Origin of the sequence: Vibrio crassostreae (assembly GCF_041439375.1) — a bacterium.
In the GTDB taxonomy this organism is placed as follows: Bacteria; Pseudomonadota; Gammaproteobacteria; order Enterobacterales; family Vibrionaceae; genus Vibrio; species Vibrio crassostreae_D.
The window spans coordinates 104394-122032 of record NZ_JBGONY010000006.1 but is presented as its reverse complement, the minus strand read 5'-3'; the positions used below and the strand labels follow the sequence as shown (position 1 = coordinate 122032).

The following is a 17639-nucleotide window of genomic DNA, read 5'->3' as shown; positions in this document are numbered from 1 at the left end:
TAAAGGATTGGGAGATATAGGGGCGGTATTGTGCAATACCCATGGCGAAAGGCAAGTGGAAACTGCATTTAGCCAATAATTAAGGCCAACCTAAGTTGACCTTAATTGTTTACAGATAGCCTTAATTTATCTGAATTGGCTTGCTTGTATGGCAAGCCAATCTATTTGTGATTGAGCTACTTACGACGACGCCACATTGCTAAGCCAAACAATGACATCAGTGCACCGAAGCCAAATGAACCGCCAACTCTTAGCTCAAGAACCGCAGGGTCATGATCCGATGAACGGAAGTGATCTTGGTACTTAGGCAGATCGCCTTTGTACTCTTCGTTGTAATCAAACAACGTCGATTCTCCGCCGTTAATATGCCAATCGGTAGCATCAACAACCCTATCTTTCAGGCTGTCACTGATCAACAAATGATCCAAGGCACCGACTTCATCATTGTATGAGTAGCTCCAGCTGTCTGGGTGCTTTTGAGCCACAGCATTAATGTAGCCATAGTTCTTAGTAATTACAGCACCGCTGTCACCAAACTGCTCAACGCCGTCAATGTAGGTATTACGCGCCGCTTTGATTTGCTTACCGTATTTCTCTTCCGAGTAATCGGTTAGCACCAGCATTGGGTCTTCCATGCCGTACGAGTTCATATCACCCAGAATCACTTTATGACCTTTGATGCCGTCTAGCGCTTCACCCAGTGCAACTGCTGCAGCAACACGGAAGTTCTCACATGAACCTTGCTTATCGGCATCAACGCCACCTTGACCACCCTGTTCAACAGGAGCTGCATCTTCCCAACACTTAGAGCCTTTCGATTTAAAGTGGTTGATAGCTACGGTGAGTTTCTCTTTGGTGCCTTTAACTTTAAAGGTTGGCGCCAATGAGTCACGCTGGTAGTTCTTACCATCTTCAATCACTTTACCAGAATCGTCTAACACTTCTGGAGCCTGTTGGCTTGGCATCGCGATAACACGGCTGTCTTTAAGCTTAACCACTTTCTTACGGTAGATAACGCCCGTTGTAATGACATCAGTACCAATCGAGTCCATCTCGTCGGTCACGCCATCTTCGTTCGAGTCGACAGCAACAAAGGTATAGCGGTCTTTCTTACGCTCAATGCGATCATTCAGTTGGTTTACAAGTTGCTGAATGGCAGAGCCTTCACCAAAACCGTTGTTCTCAATTTCCATCAAACCAATGATGTCTGCATCTAAGCGAAGAATCGCGTTCACAATCTTCTCTTGCTGCATCTCAAACTCGGTGATGGTGTTCGCGCCACGGTTATTACCGTGCTGATTCGCGTCGCCACCAAATGGAGAATTAAAGTAGTTCAATACGTTGAAGGTCGCGATACGTAAATCACCTTCATCCATGTCTGGTTTGTCGGTACGCGGATCGTTACGCACAAAGTTTTCAGCCGAGATCTGGTTAGTCGCGATTAAACGGTATTCACCGTAGCTGTAGGTCAGCACGCCTTCTAGGCCAACAATAGTGTCATCAATGCGAATGTAATCTTCTGTTGAACCGTCTTGGTCGATATCAGTGCGGCCAAAGTCTGGATAGAACGGTACTTGTCCATCAGCCGCTTTTTGATCGGTTTCAACGAAAAGACGGCGGTCTGCGTTGTCTTCAGTTTGCTGCTTCGCTTCGTCAGAACCTGCTGAAAAAAGCTGGTTCGGCTGCATGTTAATACGCTCATGTGCCAATACCATGTTGTTACGACGACCTGCGTAGTCATAACCAAAGGTACGCGTCACACGCATATCAAGTGCTTCAGTTGTTTTCACCAACATACCTTCATAGCGCTCAAGCGTTGCTGCGAAGTTCTCGTCACTGTCTGAGGCTTCAATCGCTGTCGCTTCTGGCGCCTGCTGCTCACCCTGCTTGAGCCATTGGTTGTTTTCAACTTTAAGCTGAGTATGACTGTAGTATTCTTGAACCTTACCTTTCACACACACCACATCACCGGCTACTAGCTCTGAGCTCGACTGGTTGGTGTGAATAAATAGGCCTTCAGAAGTGCTTGAGTTGAAGTCGTCATCAAGAGCTTGCAGGTAAAAGCCTTTGGTCAAGCCCGTTGTCACCGCACTTACCACACCTTTTACGAAGTATTCATCGTCGGTGATGTACGGGTAGCCATCAATGAACGGTGATGTTGCACCCTCACCTTGGATTTCTTGAATGGTGGTGAATACTGGGTCAGAGCCATCTTGTGTACAAGTAAACGCTTCTGGCAGTTCAACACTGTCTAGTGAACCTAAACCTTCAATGCTATCTTTTGGTAGCGATACCCATTGCGAAGCGTCAAATGTCGCAGAAGGTGTTTGTGTCGCACGAACCAAAGTAACATCTTTACCCCAGTCCACATCGCCCATCAAACCAACAACATCATGTACCGAACCGTCTGAATTCAAGATAGCTAACGGGTCGTCACCGTTATGATTAGCGATAGAAGCATTAATGATGTCAGCTTGAGCTTTTATCTCATCACTCGCACTAGAATGTGCGACCACAAGTACTTCACCGGGCGCTAAAACGTGGCCATCCAAAGGTAAAGTAGCACCCCATGAACCGTTACCATTCGCAGATTTCGCCAACGAGTAACCATCTAAATTAATGCTGTTATCGCCACTATTGGCAATCTCAACCGCTTTGTTATAGCTGCCGCCTTCCACATATTGTGAAATAAACAAATCAGCGTGTGCGCTTGTGGTTAACAAGCTACCAATTGCCACTGCTAGCAATGAAGGTTTGTGTAAAAGAGCCATCCGTTTCACCTGAGTTCATTGAGTTATAGTCACTGCCACCTATGGGCAGTCATGTATTTTGTGGTAACTATCAGGTTTATTTATGAAAGGAATAAGTCAGTTGGCAAGAAAATGAGGAACTTATCACTTTGGAATCATCAATTGTTTGGCACGTTATATATTTCCAACATATATAGAAATGAGTGCGATTTTATAAAGCCAGAGAGAGCCAAATAAGATCATCTGCACAAAATTAAAGCCACGGGTGTGCTAGTCAAGTACTGCGTAAATTATCAATTCAAACAAAGGGTTTTCGGGGAGGGCAAATGGAATGGGTATTAAAAAGCCCAAAGTAAACAAAAGTTACTTTGGGCTCAAATTCTCAAGCGAGGTATTTTAGTTCACTCTATGGGCGAGTAACAAAACCTACTGCTTCGTATGCTTTTTTCAGTGTGACTGCAGCACGCTCAGAGGCTTTTTCAGCACCGGCTTTCATTACTGCGTCCATGTAAGCACGGTCAGCACGGATACGGTGGTATTCAGCTTGAATCGGCTCAAGCATCTCAACTAATGCTGCGCCTACGTCTTTCTTAAACGGACCGTACATTTCAACGCCTTGGTACTGCGCTTCGATCTCTTCGAACGTTTTACCCGTCGCTGCAGAGTACAGACCCATTAGGTTAGAGATACCCGCTTTGTTTTCCCAATCATGAGCAATGCGTGGTGGTGTTTCTGCATCCGTTTGCGCTTTGTTGATCTTCTTGATGATCGACTTAGGTTCTTCTAGCAGAGTAATCACGTTCTTACGGTTGTCGTCCGACTTAGACATCTTCTTCGTCGCATCTTGCAGGCTCATTACACGTGCATTCACTGTTGGAATGTAAGGTTCTGGTACTTGGAAGATTGGCGTTTCAGGACCGTAGATGTTGTTGAAGCGAGTTGCGATATCACGCGCTAGCTCTAGGTGTTGTTTCTGGTCGCTACCTACAGGTACTTGGTGAGCACCGTAAAGCAGGATGTCTGCAGCCATCAACACAGGGTAGTCGTATAGGCCTACGTTAACGTCGTTTGAGTGACGTGCAGACTTATCTTTAAACTGAGTCATACGGCTCAGTTCACCCATTTGCGTGTAACAGTTAAGAAGCCAACCAAGTTGAGCATGCTCTGGTACGTGTGACTGAACAAATAGCGTGCTCTTCTTTGGATCAACACCGACAGCAAGACAGATTGCTAGTGCGTCTAGAGTCGCTTCATGCAGTGCTTTCGGATCTTGGCGAACCGTAATTGCGTGAAGGTCTACAACACAGTATTGGCAATCGTAATCATCTTGCATCTGTTGCCATTGACGTAGAGCACCCAAGTAGTTACCGATACTTAGTTCACCAGATGGTTGAACACCACTCAATACGATGGGCTTGCTCATGGTTTTAATTCCTTTGCTTATTCGCTAAGTTTATTGAACGCTTAGCTTCTTAACTTAAATATAGAAAAGCCGCACAGCTCTTTCTGCGCGGCTCATCCAGTGTACTCATTGATAAGTATTTTGCTAGTAGGTTAGCTAACTTTTGTCCGCTTTATGCTGAAACTAGCACGACATCTAGTAATTGCGCGACGTTATCCGCGACATAGTCAGGGTTTGATGCTGAAATCGGCTCGCCGTGGTTATAACCGTAAGTCAGACCAAACGAGTGACAGCCTGCATTCTTAGCCGCTTTAATGTCGTTGCTTGAATCACCAACCATCAGCATCTCTTCCGCTTTAACATTGTGCTTTTCTAGCAACCAGTTCAGCGCCATAGGGTTCGGTTTTTTCTCTGGGAAAGAATCGCCACCCAAGACATCAACAAAGTACTTATCAATACCGTGTTGCGCCAGAACGTCTGGTACAAACTTCGAAGGCTTGTTGGTCACCAGCGCCATGGTGAAGCCCGCTTTGTTTAGCTCTGCAAGCGTCTCTTTAACCGATGGATAAAGGTGACTTAGTTTGTGGCCGCCCTGCTCGTAGAAATCATCAAACAGGATGCGCGCTTTTTTCAGTAGCTCTGGCTCAAGGCTTGGATCAACCATCAGGTCACGGCTTAGTGAACGTCCGATAAGAACATCAGCACCATTACCCACGTAGTCGCGAACTTGTTCTTCGCTCACTGAAGGAAAGCCCAACGCCTGACAAACTTGGTCAGCGGCAACGGCCAAATCAGGCACGCTATCTAACAAGGTTCCATCCAAATCAAAGGCGATCAGTTTTATTGAGCTTAATGACATCTTACTTTCCTATTAATTATATTCGTCTCATGTGTTGAGCTATAAGACGTAAAAAAGGGGCCAATGAGCCCCTTTATCTAAATTTTTGATTTTAGGTCAATGACCCTAGTTCTACTTTTATGCGTTAACTTTTGCAAGCTCTGCACGCATCTCATCAATCACTTCTTTGTAATCAGGTTGATTGAAGATAGCTGAACCAGCAACGAACATGTCTGCACCCGCTTCTGCGATTTCACGGATGTTATCCACCTTCACGCCGCCATCAATCTCAAGGCGAATGTCACGACCTGATTCGTCAATTAGCTTACGAACAGCGCGCAGCTTATCTAGCGTGTGAGGAATAAAAGATTGACCACCAAAACCAGGGTTCACAGACATTAGTAGAATCATGTCTACTTTATCCATGATGTAATCTAGGCAAGACAGCGGTGTTGCTGGGTTAAGAACCACACCCGCTTTACAGCCGTGTTCTTTGATCAGTTGTAGAGTACGATCGATGTGTTCTGACGCTTCAACATGGAAGGTAATCATTGATGCGCCTGCTTTCGCAAACTCAGGCACAATGCTGTCAACTGGCTTAACCATTAGGTGAACATCGATAGGAGCAGTAATACCGTAGTCGCGCAGCGCTTTACAGATAGGCGCGCCAAAAGTCAGGTTAGGTACGTAGTGGTTGTCCATCACATCGAAGTGCACAACATCAGCACCGGCTGCGAGTACTTTTTCTACGTCTTCACCAAGACGAGCAAAATCTGCAGACAAAATCGATGGAGCGATTAGAAAATCTTTCATACCAAACCTCTTAAGAGTGAGTAAATTGCGAATGTCACCGCCTTGGTTATATCTCATACACAAATACAAGACTCAAGCCCAAGACTATTTGGTGTGCAATTCTACCTAAGCACCTAAGCAGATCCTAGCAGTTCGAAAGATTAGTTTAAGAAAGTATCCGTTGGTCACTCAATTTAATGAGTTTGGAGGTTATTCTGACCAGTACTATTCCGCTGATGCGTGTTGCTGGTTTTTCTCTTTATGGAAAAGCGCCAGCAGCTCATCAACTTTATTACGCCCTGCGCCGTTACGGCTGATGGTGCGTTTCACCTTAACCACGTTCAACTCAGCACCATGATACAAGCGACGAGTTAATGTCGTATCGTGGTTTGAAATCAAAACAGGAATACCGCGTTCCATTGCAGCTTTTTCAGCGACATCAGCTAAGGCTGCCTGATCATCTAAGCTGAAGCCATTACCTGCATAAGAGGTAAAGTTAGCCGTGTTCGACAGCGGTGCGTATGGAGGATCGCAGTAAACCACACAGCCTTTGCGCGCGCGGCTAAAGGTTTCATGGTATCCCTCACAGACGAAAGTGGCTTTTTTCGCTTTCTCGGCAAAAAACTCCAGCTCAGCTTCTGGGAAGTAAGGTTTTTTATAAGAACCAAATGGAACGTTAAAACCGCCCTTCTTGTTGTAGCGACATAGGCCATTGAAGCCAAATCGGTTCATATACAAGAAAGCCAACGAACGATACATGACGTTATCTGTACCATTGAACTCAGCGCGAATATCTAAGAAGGCTTCTTTGCGGTTGTTCTCAGGACAGAACCAGCGCTTCGCTTCCGTGATATAGGTTTCAGGATCGGTTTTAAGTAGGTTGTACAGGTTGATAAGATCGGGATTGATATCTGCAAGCAGGTACTGTTCAAAGTCAGTATTCAGAAATACTGAGCCGGCACCGACAAACGGTTCTACCAATTTACGAGCAGGTGGCAGGTGACGTTGGATGTCTTCAACTAGGCCATATTTACCACCAGCCCATTTTAGAAAGGCACGCTGCTTTTTCATTTACTGCTCTATCTATCAACTCAAAAATAAGGCTGCGGAATGTAACATATTTTGAGGCTAAGCTCAGGGTTATTTCGCACGTTCTATCTCTCGATGTACTTGATTCATCGATTTTGCCCAAGGTTCCAACTGTTGAAGTGGTTTTGGTAACGCACTTACCGCGTCTCGCGCCACTTGAATCGTTGGGTAATCTTGATAAGTGATAATAAACCACTTGATGTCGTTGCGAAGTGTTGGGTAAATACGAACCTTGTTCTCAAGGTCATACTCTTCAATGAAAGATTGTACGTCTTCCAATGAGGTCATCGCACTCAACTGCAGAGTATAAGCTCGCGGCGAGATAGCTTGTAACTCTTCGCGAGAAAATGAAAATGTGATTTTCTTAGTCGGTGGCGTGGACTGTGTTAGCTCTGTGGCTTCATCGGTTGAAGGCTGTGACTCCACTTTTGCTGCATCAGGTTGCGAACTCACCGCGGCAGCTGTGTTTTCTTCAACCGCAGCATCAATCGCACTGGTATCGGCGCTTTCAGGTTTATCATCAAGTAAGGCATCAACCACATCCGAAGTAATCACGACACGCTGTTGGTCTTGCTCAACCTCACCCACGCTAGCCGTCTCTTCCACCACAACCGGTGGCAAAGATGAACTGTCATCATCAGCGCCTTGATAACTCATGTCAGGTGACGTTTCAGTGTCTACAACTCCCTCAACACCAGCTTGTTCTGAGCCACTGTCCACTTCAAAGGTTGGAATAGCAGTCTGCTCGATTGGTGCGATCAGAGATTGCGCTTTGTCATCCGGGGTCGGTTGGCTGAACATCCACCAATAACCACCACCAATTAACAACAGCAACAGGGCTACCACAATCGCGATATTGATTGGTGAGCCAATGATTGAGCGAATAATAATCCTTTTTTCCACTTTCAATTCTCCTAAAGCCATTAGCTCGCCAGGCAGAGGTTGCGCTTTGTTAAACGCACGTCGCACACGAGTTTCAGACTCATCATCCACATATCGAATCACTAGTGATTCAAAGAAATGTTCAGCTTCTGGTTGCGAAAGGTCATCGATCTCAAGATCGATAGGCTTGTGTTGTTGGCCGTAACTTAGACGTGTGAGTAAGGTGTCTAGGTGACCAATTTCTGAGAAAAGAACGACATTGATCGTCCATTGGGGATTAGCTTGAGCTTCCAGTACCAACATCCATAGTTCGGATACCAATAGCTCAGAAAGTCGGTGGGCATCATCGACAACGATAACCACGCTACACGGCTCACCATCCAGCAACCTTGCTAGGCTATCTGATAAGGAATCGTGTTGATTAAATAGCGGATCAGAAACAATTTGGCTAAGAATAAGCGCGCGGCGTTGTTGGTCGTCTTGGCTTGGATGACAAAGCAGTAAACACTGATTTTTTTCTGTCGCCCACGCTTCGAGATAACGCTGTGCTAACCAAGAACGGCCAGAGCCAGGTTTACCAGCCACCGTTACTAGATTTGAACCAAAGTTAGTCAAAAGCTGTAAGCGCTCTAGCAGCTCAACTTGAGACTCTAACTCTAATACTCTTAATTCATGAGCCAAACTCATTGCGGATCCCTACTGATTAGATCGATCAGTAAAACGCTTCAGTTGCCTAGAGTTTAGCTAGCCAACCTCACAACCAAATTTAAAGAGTACGGCAGAAATCGATCGCTTGTTTAATGATGTCTTGAGGCACATCAGCAACCACTTCAGCAGTACCAATACTTGTTGGTAATACCAAACGTAACTGACCAGACAGCACTTTTTTATCGCGCATCATATGCTTCATAAAGTCTTCAAAAGACATGCTTTCTGGCGTATGGATTGGTAGTTTCGCATTCTTGAGTATAGAAATAATTCGCTCAAGTTGCTGCTGAGAGATCAGTCCCTGTAATTGAGCTGTTTTAGCTGCCATTACAGTGCCTGACGACACAGCTTCACCATGTAGCCAATTACCATAGCCTAGTTCTGCTTCAATCGCATGACCAAATGTATGACCTAGGTTCAATAACGCTCTGATTCCTGACTCTTTTTCATCTAGAGCCACCACTTCAGCCTTAATTGCACAACAACGAGCAATCGCGGTGATCAGTGCTTCTTCATCAAGTTGATAAAGTTTCTCTAGATTCTGCTCCAACCAATCAAAGAAGGCTTCATCGTAAATGATGCCGTATTTGATCACCTCAGCAATGCCCGCTGCAAACTCACGCTCTGGAAGCGTTGATAAACAGTTGGTATCGATAATCACAGATTTCGGTTGGTAAAAAGCACCGATCATATTCTTACCAAGAGGATGGTTTACTGCGGTTTTACCACCAACAGAAGAGTCCACTTGAGAAAGAAGGGTCGTCGGAATTTGAATGAAATCAATACCGCGTTGGTAACAAGAGGCAGCAAAACCGACCAAGTCACCGATAACACCACCACCTAAAGCAATCACCACCACATCGCGGCTGTAATTTCCTTCAAGCATGTAGCTCATCACTGAATTGAACGTTTCAAGGGTTTTGTACTGTTCACCATCTGGCAGCTCGAGAAGAGATGTCTGACAGCCAACTTGATCCAATAGCGATAAAATTTTATCAGCATAAAGAGGCGCTACTGTCACATTACTGATAACAACAACTTTCTGCTTACCTGATAAAAAAGAAAGGTACGCCGGGTCTTCAAATAACCCGGCGCCAATAGAGATAGGGTAGCTACGCTCAGCTAGATTGACCGTAATCCGTTCCATGGGTTTGCTCTCCGAAAAAATGAACTTAACGTTCTTCTAGCATTTTTACGATCTGGTTGGCTACCACTTTTGCACTTTGGTCGTCAGTACGAACTGTGTAGTCCGCCACTTCTTCGTATAGTGCGTTGCGAGATACAGCTAGATCTTCTAGCACATCACGCGGGTTGTCTGTTTGAAGTAGAGGGCGTTTCTTGTCGCGGTTAGTGCGAGCAAGTTGCTTTTCAATTGTTGTCTCTAGGTATACAACAATGCCTCGTGCAGATAGACGGTTACGGTTTTCTTTGCTCAACACTGAACCACCACCTGTCGCAAGAACAATACCTTGTTCTTCTGTCAGATCATTGATTACAGATTCTTCGCGCTTACGGAAACCTTCTTCGCCCTCAACATCAAAAACCCATGCGATGTCTGCGCCAGTGCGCTCTTCGATCACAGTGTCAGAGTCTAGAAACTCCATATGAAGTTGGGAAGCTAGGTGTCTACCAATTGTACTTTTGCCGGCGCCCATTGGGCCAACAAGAAAAATATTGCGTTTCTCAGCCATGTTTTTAGCAGTAATTTACAACGTTAATTCAATGACATCGCCACAAGGTAGGTCAGTACAAGTACTGAAATTAAAAGGCCCGTGGCACCGATTCCTCACAGATAATTCGTGATAAGACCCGAAATTATCAAGGTTAGGTGCCACTAATGCAACTTTATTTTTAATCTAATTGTTCATTACTGAATCACAACTTTAGGTGTGACAAAAATAAGCAGTTCACTTTTACCCACATTTTCATAGCTGCGACGGAACAATGCACCCAAAACTGGCAGGTCTCCCAACAGAGGAACTTTATCCACCGTACTGCTCACGCTGTGTTGAAATATCCCGCCAAGCACGACAGTTTCACCATTATTAACAAGCACTTGCGTACCTATCCTTTGCGTATCAATTGCGACCGCTTCACCCGTTCCGGTTTTTACCACCTGCCCAGGCCTATCTTGAGTCACGCTCAAATCCAATACCAAACGATTGTCGGGCGTGATCTGCGGTGTCACCTTAAGACTCAACACTGCTTTCTTAAACGCGACCGACGTAGCGCCACTTGAAGAGGACTCTAAATAAGGAATTTCAGTACCTTGCTCAATATAGGCGGGCTTTTTATTGGTGGTGATTAAGCGTGGGCTCGAAATAATTTCAGCTTTCGACTCTTGTTGCAGTGCTGACAATTCAAGATCAAGCAAGGTATCCGAACCCAACTTGGCTACCTGAAACGCAATACTCGAGGCGTTCGGCGATGTTGCTCCTAAATTTACGTTGAGATAGTCATCAATCACGCTGCTGCCGCTATCGTCGTCATACGGCGTAATCGCTGATGGGTGGTTGCCTTCGATTGAACCGCCTACGGTGAAGCTTCCGTTGGTTGAAGAAACACCCCAGCGCACACCAAGCTCATCAAGATTACCCTCAGTGACGGTTACGATACGCGCCTCTATCTGTACCTGCTTCACTGGAATGTCTAACGATTCAATAATACCTCGGATCACGGCAATGTTTTCTTCCAGCTCACGAATGAGCAGTGAGTTGGTGCGCTCATCAATGGTAATTGAACCACGATCGGACAACATACTGACCGTGCCTTCACCGCCAATCATGTCGGCAATGTCGGTGGCTTTAGCAAAGTTAATCTTGATGATTTCTGACTTAAGCTCCCCTAACTCCTCTTCCAAGCGAGATTTCTCTAACGCTTGTTGCTCTCGAAGATCGAGTTCCGCTTTCGGCGCGACCAAGATCACATTGCGATCAACACGCTTATCCAAGCCTTTAACTTGCAAGATAATGTCGAGAACTTGCTGCCAAGGTACGCCATCTAAACGTAACGTCAGGTTTCCGGCTACCGAATCAGACACCACGAGATTGAAATCGTTATAGTCGGCAATCAACTGCAGGACATTTCGTACTGGGATATCTTGGAAGTTAATCGATATCAGCTTGCCCTCTTTCTCTAGAACGCTTTTTTCTTTGGTCACTTCATCGATAACCGGTTTGCTGATCACCACCTCAATAAAGCGCCCCTTTAGATTATATTCATACTGATAGTCATTGCTAATCGTCGCTAGAAGCCGAGTGCTTGGTGTCTCTTTGTAGACCTCAATACCTTCAACCAAGGTGGCGAAGTCTTTCACATCCAGTAGGTAAAGCTTGTCATCATCAACCTGAGTATTGATTAACTCGATACTTAACCCTTCCTGAGCACGTTGAACATCCACCACAGCGGTGCTGGTCGCTAGCTCAATGATAATGACGGCGTCTTTATCCTTATTAACCCTAAAATCAATATTCTCTAATTTATTTGGTAGGCTCTCTGCGTAACTAAATACGCTAAAAACCAACATCACAGACACCATCAAGCCTTTCAGCCCTTTGTTCATTGACTCACTTATTCCTTTAATCATATTTACATCTCATATCCACATCATGTGACATTGGTTTACTTCAGAGCCAGCCTAACGTTGCGCTTATGCCAACAACCTAAGCCATCTGGAAGAGTTTCATTAATCTGAACGTATTGGCTCGTCACCTTAGTAACTCGACCATTGTTTAAGCCGATAAACTGGCCTTTCTTGACGTTGACCACGTTGCCTTTGGGTGTTTGCACTAAGCCGAACACGCTTGACCCACTGCCCATCACGCCTCTTAAACGAAGCTTACTCAGCGGATACTTCTCTAACTTGCCATTACGAGAACGGGCGCTGGGTTGCCAACAGTCTTTCTTCACCAAGGGTTGGTTTTGCACAATGGCTTCTTTAGGCAGTTCAAAGGGAGGACGAAAGGCACGGCGCTGATAAGTCGCCGCCGTGAATTCAGTTGCTGGGACAAGTTGCTCGACGTCTTTTCTCGCTTTGGCTTCAACCTGCGCCACAAAGTCTTGCAGTGAGTCTTGATTAGCCTTGCAGCCTGATAACGCAAGCAGCAACACGATTGAGTAAAACGCACTATTGGGTTTCATCATTGACCTCCGATTTAAACTGGTAGGTATAAGCTCGAACCCTAAAGTGCAGCGTGCTACTTTCTTGGCTGACTCTCTGCCAATTCACATCATCAAAGCTGATAATACGCGGCAGCTTGGCGATGGCAGCAGAGAAGTCACCAATCTCGTGATAGCCACCTGTTAGCTCAATATTGAGAGGCAATCGATAGAGGAATTCCTTATTCTGCTTTTGCCCCCAATCAATTCGAGTGAAGGTCAGCGCGTTATCCAAACCGAGCTCATTCACTGAGGCCAACATACTCGCCAACTCCTTTTGAACGGGCAGCTGCTCTAACAAGTAATCGTAACGGCTGGTTAGCTCATCCAACTGGCTCTGCAACTGAGGCAAGGCTGCAACCTTATTCGCCTTTATCCTCAAGGTCGTTTTTAAGGTCTGCTCCTGTTGCTTCATCTGTTGCAGTTCATCGTCGAGCGGCAACACATAAAGCCAAGTACCAACACCTTGGATTAACACTATCAGCACCAGAATCACGAGAAGCTGAGGCAGCAATGGCCATTCGGTGATCTCATCAACATCGAGATCTTGCAAGCTCATCCTATTTTGCCAACTAATCCTATTTTGAAGGTTAGCCATGATGTGCCCCCTTCTCTTTTCTGCTCGTGGCTGTGCTCTCTGCGGTTGTGTTTTCTAAAGGCACTGGGCTGAACACAAAAGAGACCTTGAAGGTCTGAAACTCTTTATTGAAGCGCTTACGGTTATGAACGATAGAGTGCATCTCGACCCCTTCCAGAGAATCTGAATGCTCGAGGTTATCCAACATGGTAGCGAGACGAGCAGTACTATCGCTGATACCCGACATTTCAATCTCCTGACCATTCATCTTTATCTTATCGACATACACGCCCTTAGGAATCAGATCCGGCATCAAGTTCATAAAGTCGGTGGTCTTATTGCGGCCAAGCTGCAGCGACTCCACTACATCAAGTCGAGTCAGAATCGCTTTGTGCTCTTGCTCTGCGACTTTTAATGACTGAATTTGTCGGTCGAGCTCAGCGATGTACTGATTGAGGTAATTGAGACGAGCTTGTTGCTTGGCTTGTTGGTCGTGAAAATAGTGACCAACCGCCCATTGCCCTGTAAGCGCAATGATGACGCCAAGAATGACCAGATGGATAAAACGCTTCTTGTGCTGAGCACGAATCTCATCACGCCACGGCAGCAGGTTAATTTGATGCAGCATGCTTTTCTCCCTGCCACTTAAGTCCACTCATCGCCATACCCGCGGCAATGCCAAAGTGTTGCCAGTCCATTGGCAGTCGACGTCTCTTGGCGACCTTGTTCTCAAACAGAGACAAAGGATTCAATGACTCACAGCTCAGCTGAAAATGGCGCTCTAGCTCTTCAGTTACCATAGGAATGCTGGCACCCTCACCCATCAGCCAGATCCCAGAGATAGGTTGCTGCGCATTTCCCGATGAATAGAGCTGTAATTGACGCTTGAGCTTCTCAATCAAATTAACAATGAATCGATGGGTATCTTCAGCCGTGCCGAGCCCACCATCTATATCACTTGGGTTATCCGAGCTGCGAAGGTCTTGAGTACCAAAAGCGATGTCTTTATAGAAAGGCGCTGAATTCTGCGGGATAACTCCTAGCGACGTTTGGTCGATGCCAACATCCACCAGCAGCCAGTTTTTCTTTTCGGGATACAGACGCGAGGCTAGTTGCCAGATATTGAGCAGCCCATGTGCCTGTGTATCTACCACCACAGGTTTAAAACCAGCCTTAGTTAATGCATCCGCTCGGCTATCCACCACTTCCTTACGAGTGGCGTATACCTGATAATTGCTTGTCGAACCTTTACCAAATCGTTTGTCTTCCAGCTTTACAAAATCTAAACTCAGCTCCTCGATAGGAAAGGGAGATTGATGGGCGAAGGTTTGATAGATAGAAAACTCTTTTTCTCTGTCCTCTAACTCACTCTCTATTTGCAGTACTTTGCTGATCACCGTGTTATCAGGTACCGAAATGGCGACGTTGCGACAGCCAAAAGGCAGTCCTTTCCTAAGTTCTTTAAGTTTCTTAACAGTTTTCTGATACTCCAAAGTATGGTTAGCTGTAAAAATGTCGTCCGAAATCGGCAGCTCTTTGTATCCCACTAGGGCATACAACTCCCCCACGGGTTTTAGTACCACGGCTTTGATGCTGTGATGATTTATATCTATACCTGTAATTAATGATGAACCCATGTGACCTAGCTCCTGAAGTGCCAAGCATTTCGTTGATTATCTAGGGGTTGTGATTATTAGTTAAATAAGCGTTAATAAACGAAAGCTAAGTTTTTAGCCTAGAGTACAAGGGTTTGCTGCTTATCAGCCTTAACTAATCAGGGATTATCCGGTGAAGTTCATAAAGCGATTATTCATATTTACATTGATTTGCATGATTCTTGGAGTCAGTACAATTTTCGGGTTTTATTATTACGTAAAACCAGAGTTGCCTGATGTTGCCACTTTGCGCGACGTAGAACTCCAAACGCCGATGCAGGTCTTCAGTCAAGACGGTAAGTTGATCTCTCAATTTGGCGAAAAGCGTCGTAACCCGGTGACTTATGACGAGATTCCTCGCCACTTAGTTGAGGCTCTGATTGCCACCGAAGATAGCCGTTTCTATGAGCACCCTGGTATTGACCCAATCGGTATCACACGTGCAGCACTCGTGGTTGCCATGTCGGGTTCAGCAAAACAAGGTGCGAGTACTATTACTCAGCAGCTTGCGCGTAACTTCTTCTTATCTAATGAGAAAAAGATCATGCGTAAGATCAAAGAGATCTTCATTGCAATCCACATTGAGCAGCTTCTTAGTAAAGAAGAGATCATGGAGCTTTACGTAAACAAGATCTTCCTTGGTCACCGTTCGTATGGTTTTGGCGCGGCAGCACGTGTTTACTTCGGTAAGGATCTTCCTGATCTAACGCTAAGTGAAATTGCTACGCTTGCGGGTATGCCAAAAGCACCTTCTACAATGAACCCTATTTACTCTGTTGAGCGCGCGACTAACCGTCGTAACGTTGTATTACGTCGTATGTTAGACGAGAAATACATCACTCAAGCAGAGTTCGATGACGCTCGTAGCGAAAAACTTATCTCGAAATACCACGGTGCAGAGATCGAACTGAGCGCGCCATATGTTGCTGAAGTTGCACGTGCTTGGATGGTGGAACGCTACGGTGAACAAGCTTATACATCAGGTATGAAGGTCTACACCACCGTTGATTCAAAACTGCAAAAAGCAGCGAACCAAGCGGCGATTAAGAACCTACTTGGCTACGATGAGCGTCACGGCTACCGTGGTGCAGAAAAAGTATTGTGGCAGACTGCGCAATCAGCGTGGGATCAAGAACAAATCGTTAAGCACCTAAAGTCTCAACCAACCTATGGTGACCTAGTCCCTGCTGTTGTTACCGCGGTTGATTCGAAAAGTGCTCAAATTTGGGTTAAGAATCAAGGTGAAGGCACTATCGAATGGCAAGGCATGAGCTGGGCGCGTAAATTCCTAACGGATAACCGCCAAGGACCAGCCCCTTCTCAAGCGAAAGAAGTTCTAGCTGTTGGTGAACAAATCTGGGTTCGCCATGAAGCCGTTACCGGCGATGAAGTCTCTGAAGAGCCGACAGAAGAGTCAGCTACGGCAGAATCAGAGACACCGATTGTATGGCGACTAAGCCAAGTACCTAATGCGAACACCGCATTTGTTGCAATGAACCCGAACAACGGCGCGGTATTGTCGATGGTCGGTGGCTTTAACTTTGTTCACAACAAATTCAACCGTGCAACGCAATCTATTCGTCAGGTGGGTTCTGGTATCAAACCATTTATCTACTCAGCAGCGATTGAGAAAGGCTTAACGCTAGCCTCACTGATCAATGATGCTCCGATTAACCAATGGGATAAGAGCCAAGGTACAGCGTGGCGACCAAAGAACTCGCCACCGACTTACGTGGGTCCAACTCGTTTACGTATTGGCTTAGCTCAGTCTAAAAACGTAATGGCGGTACGTGTACTACGTGAAGTAGGCCTAGATGATACTCGTAACTACTTAACTCGATTTGGTTTTGATATTGACGAAGTACCGCGCTCTGAAACCATTGCTCTGGGTGCTGGCAGCTTAACGCCAATGAAGGTAGCTCAAGGTTACTCAGTATTCGCTAATGGCGGCTACTACGTTGAACCTTTCTACATCAGTCGCATTGAAACACCATTTGGTGAGACTGAATTTGAAGCGACACCAAAAGTCGTGTGTAAAGATGATTGCCAACAACAAATGACCGCAGATCCAATGGCGGATGAGTTTGCAGAGCAAGACGTTGATGCCAAAGTACAATACGCACCTCAAGTTATCTCTGAACAGAACGCATTCCTTGTTCGTGAAATGATGTACAGCAACATCTGGGGTGGCGGTGATTGGAGCGCGGGTACTGGTTGGAACGGTACAGGTTGGCGTGCACAGCCGTTGAAGCGTCGTGACATTGGCGGTAAAACCGGTACTACCAACGACTCAAAAGATACTTGGTACAGCGGTTACGGCCCTGGCATGGTTGCAACGGTATGGGTTGGTTTTGACAACCACAACCGTAACCTAGGCAGAACCAAAGCGAACTCGAACCTTGGTAAGAATCAGATTACAGGTGCAGAAGCTGGCGCGAAAACAGCAGAACCTGCATGGGTTGATTTCATGGGTACGGCGTTAGCGGGTGTTCCTGCTGAGCGTAAAGAGCTTCCGGATAACATCGTCCGTGTTCGTATCGACCGTGAAACTGGCTTACTGACTAACAAGTTCGATAGCTCATCGATGTTCGAGTACTTCGAGAAAGGCACAGAGCCAACCGAATACATCACTGAACGTTTCAATGATGACATCTACTCAACCTCATCGGGTGAAGCAGTAGAAGAACTGTTCTAGATAGGGTCAACAGACCCTAGCAACATGAACCAATAAAAAGGGTTGATATGAATTCATATCAACCCTTTTTTATTTCTACAACTTGAGCAGTCT

General features: G+C 45.8%; 14 protein-coding genes. 1 reads left to right on the top strand and 13 read right to left on the bottom strand.

Annotated features, from left to right (window positions below; translation table 11 throughout):
* Positions 1-176: 176 nt before the first annotated feature.
* From ACED45_RS04835 to pilM, 13 genes are all read right to left on the bottom strand, one after another.
* Positions 177-2771, bottom strand: a complete 2595-nt coding sequence (locus ACED45_RS04835; RefSeq protein WP_371713406.1) for an ExeM/NucH family extracellular endonuclease — start codon at positions 2769-2771, stop codon at positions 177-179.
* A gap of 385 nt (positions 2772-3156) precedes the next feature.
* Positions 3157-4173, bottom strand: coding sequence for a tryptophan--tRNA ligase (gene trpS, locus ACED45_RS04830; protein WP_016796005.1), 1017 nt, complete (start codon positions 4171-4173; stop codon positions 3157-3159).
* Positions 4174-4324: 151 nt separating this feature from the next.
* A complete protein-coding gene (locus ACED45_RS04825) occupies positions 4325-5011 on the bottom strand; it encodes a phosphoglycolate phosphatase (protein ID WP_371713405.1) in 687 nt (228 codons plus the stop codon).
* Positions 5012-5128: 117 nt separating this feature from the next.
* A complete protein-coding gene (rpe, locus tag ACED45_RS04820; RefSeq protein WP_017068835.1) occupies positions 5129-5803 on the bottom strand; it encodes a ribulose-phosphate 3-epimerase in 675 nt (224 codons plus the stop codon).
* Positions 5804-6007: 204 nt separating this feature from the next.
* Positions 6008-6853, bottom strand: a complete 846-nt coding sequence (locus tag ACED45_RS04815) for a Dam family site-specific DNA-(adenine-N6)-methyltransferase (RefSeq protein WP_060468737.1) — start codon at positions 6851-6853, stop codon at positions 6008-6010.
* A gap of 69 nt (positions 6854-6922) precedes the next feature.
* Positions 6923-8440, bottom strand: a complete 1518-nt coding sequence (locus ACED45_RS04810; protein WP_371713404.1) for an SPOR domain-containing protein — start codon at positions 8438-8440, stop codon at positions 6923-6925.
* Positions 8441-8519: 79 nt separating this feature from the next.
* Complete coding sequence (gene aroB, locus ACED45_RS04805; RefSeq protein WP_017061124.1) at positions 8520-9608, bottom strand: 3-dehydroquinate synthase; 1089 nt, start codon at positions 9606-9608, stop codon at positions 8520-8522.
* Positions 9609-9633: 25 nt separating this feature from the next.
* Complete coding sequence (gene aroK, locus ACED45_RS04800) at positions 9634-10152, bottom strand: shikimate kinase AroK (RefSeq protein ID WP_017061125.1); 519 nt, start codon at positions 10150-10152, stop codon at positions 9634-9636.
* A gap of 176 nt (positions 10153-10328) precedes the next feature.
* On the bottom strand, positions 10329-12023 hold the full coding sequence (locus tag ACED45_RS04795) for a type IV pilus secretin PilQ (protein ID WP_371713415.1): 1695 nt from the start codon (positions 12021-12023) through the stop codon (positions 10329-10331).
* A 59-nt stretch (positions 12024-12082) separates the two neighbouring features.
* On the bottom strand, positions 12083-12601 hold the full coding sequence (locus tag ACED45_RS04790; RefSeq protein WP_048605381.1) for a pilus assembly protein PilP: 519 nt from the start codon (positions 12599-12601) through the stop codon (positions 12083-12085).
* Positions 12588-13217 carry a type 4a pilus biogenesis protein PilO gene (locus tag ACED45_RS04785; protein WP_371713403.1) on the bottom strand — a complete coding sequence of 210 codons (630 nt, stop codon included), beginning with the start codon at positions 13215-13217 and terminating at the stop codon, positions 12588-12590. The genes ACED45_RS04790 and ACED45_RS04785 overlap by 14 nt, the downstream gene beginning before the upstream one ends.
* On the bottom strand, positions 13210-13824 hold the full coding sequence (locus tag ACED45_RS04780) for a PilN domain-containing protein (RefSeq protein WP_371713402.1): 615 nt from the start codon (positions 13822-13824) through the stop codon (positions 13210-13212). Before ACED45_RS04780 ends, ACED45_RS04785 begins: the two co-directional genes overlap by 8 nt.
* The gene (pilM, locus tag ACED45_RS04775; protein ID WP_371713401.1) at positions 13808-14833 is read right to left on the bottom strand and encodes a type IV pilus assembly protein PilM; all 1026 of its coding nucleotides are present in this window, start codon (positions 14831-14833) and stop codon (positions 13808-13810) included. Before pilM ends, ACED45_RS04780 begins: the two co-directional genes overlap by 17 nt.
* Positions 14834-14984: 151 nt before the next feature.
* On the opposite strand from pilM, the gene ACED45_RS04770 reads away from it, so the two are divergent.
* Positions 14985-17546 carry a penicillin-binding protein 1A gene (locus ACED45_RS04770; RefSeq protein ID WP_371713400.1) on the top strand — a complete coding sequence of 854 codons (2562 nt, stop codon included), beginning with the start codon at positions 14985-14987 and terminating at the stop codon, positions 17544-17546.
* The last annotated feature ends 93 nt before the right edge of the window (positions 17547-17639 follow it).

What these genes read in the sequence shown, in the direction of transcription:
- ACED45_RS04780 (WP_371713402.1), bottom strand. Translation starts at nt 13,824, where the DNA reads ATGCTGCATCAAATTAACCTGCTGCCGTGGCGTGATGAGATTCGTGCT.
- ACED45_RS04835 (WP_371713406.1), bottom strand. Translation starts at nt 2,771, where the DNA reads ATGGCTCTTTTACACAAACCTTCATTGCTAGCAGTGGCAATTGGTAGC.
- aroK (WP_017061125.1), bottom strand. Translation starts at nt 10,152, where the DNA reads ATGGCTGAGAAACGCAATATTTTTCTTGTTGGCCCAATGGGCGCCGGC.
- ACED45_RS04825 (WP_371713405.1), bottom strand. Translation starts at nt 5,011, where the DNA reads ATGTCATTAAGCTCAATAAAACTGATCGCCTTTGATTTGGATGGAACC.
- ACED45_RS04815 (WP_060468737.1), bottom strand. Translation starts at nt 6,853, where the DNA reads ATGAAAAAGCAGCGTGCCTTTCTAAAATGGGCTGGTGGTAAATATGGC.
- aroB (WP_017061124.1), bottom strand. Translation starts at nt 9,608, where the DNA reads ATGGAACGGATTACGGTCAATCTAGCTGAGCGTAGCTACCCTATCTCT.
- ACED45_RS04795 (WP_371713415.1), bottom strand. Translation starts at nt 12,023, where the DNA reads ATGAACAAAGGGCTGAAAGGCTTGATGGTGTCTGTGATGTTGGTTTTT.
- trpS (WP_016796005.1), bottom strand. Translation starts at nt 4,173, where the DNA reads ATGAGCAAGCCCATCGTATTGAGTGGTGTTCAACCATCTGGTGAACTA.
- ACED45_RS04785 (WP_371713403.1), bottom strand. Translation starts at nt 13,217, where the DNA reads ATGGCTAACCTTCAAAATAGGATTAGTTGGCAAAATAGGATGAGCTTG.
- pilM (WP_371713401.1), bottom strand. Translation starts at nt 14,833, where the DNA reads ATGGGTTCATCATTAATTACAGGTATAGATATAAATCATCACAGCATC.
- ACED45_RS04790 (WP_048605381.1), bottom strand. Translation starts at nt 12,601, where the DNA reads ATGAAACCCAATAGTGCGTTTTACTCAATCGTGTTGCTGCTTGCGTTA.
- ACED45_RS04810 (WP_371713404.1), bottom strand. Translation starts at nt 8,440, where the DNA reads ATGAGTTTGGCTCATGAATTAAGAGTATTAGAGTTAGAGTCTCAAGTT.
- rpe (WP_017068835.1), bottom strand. Translation starts at nt 5,803, where the DNA reads ATGAAAGATTTTCTAATCGCTCCATCGATTTTGTCTGCAGATTTTGCT.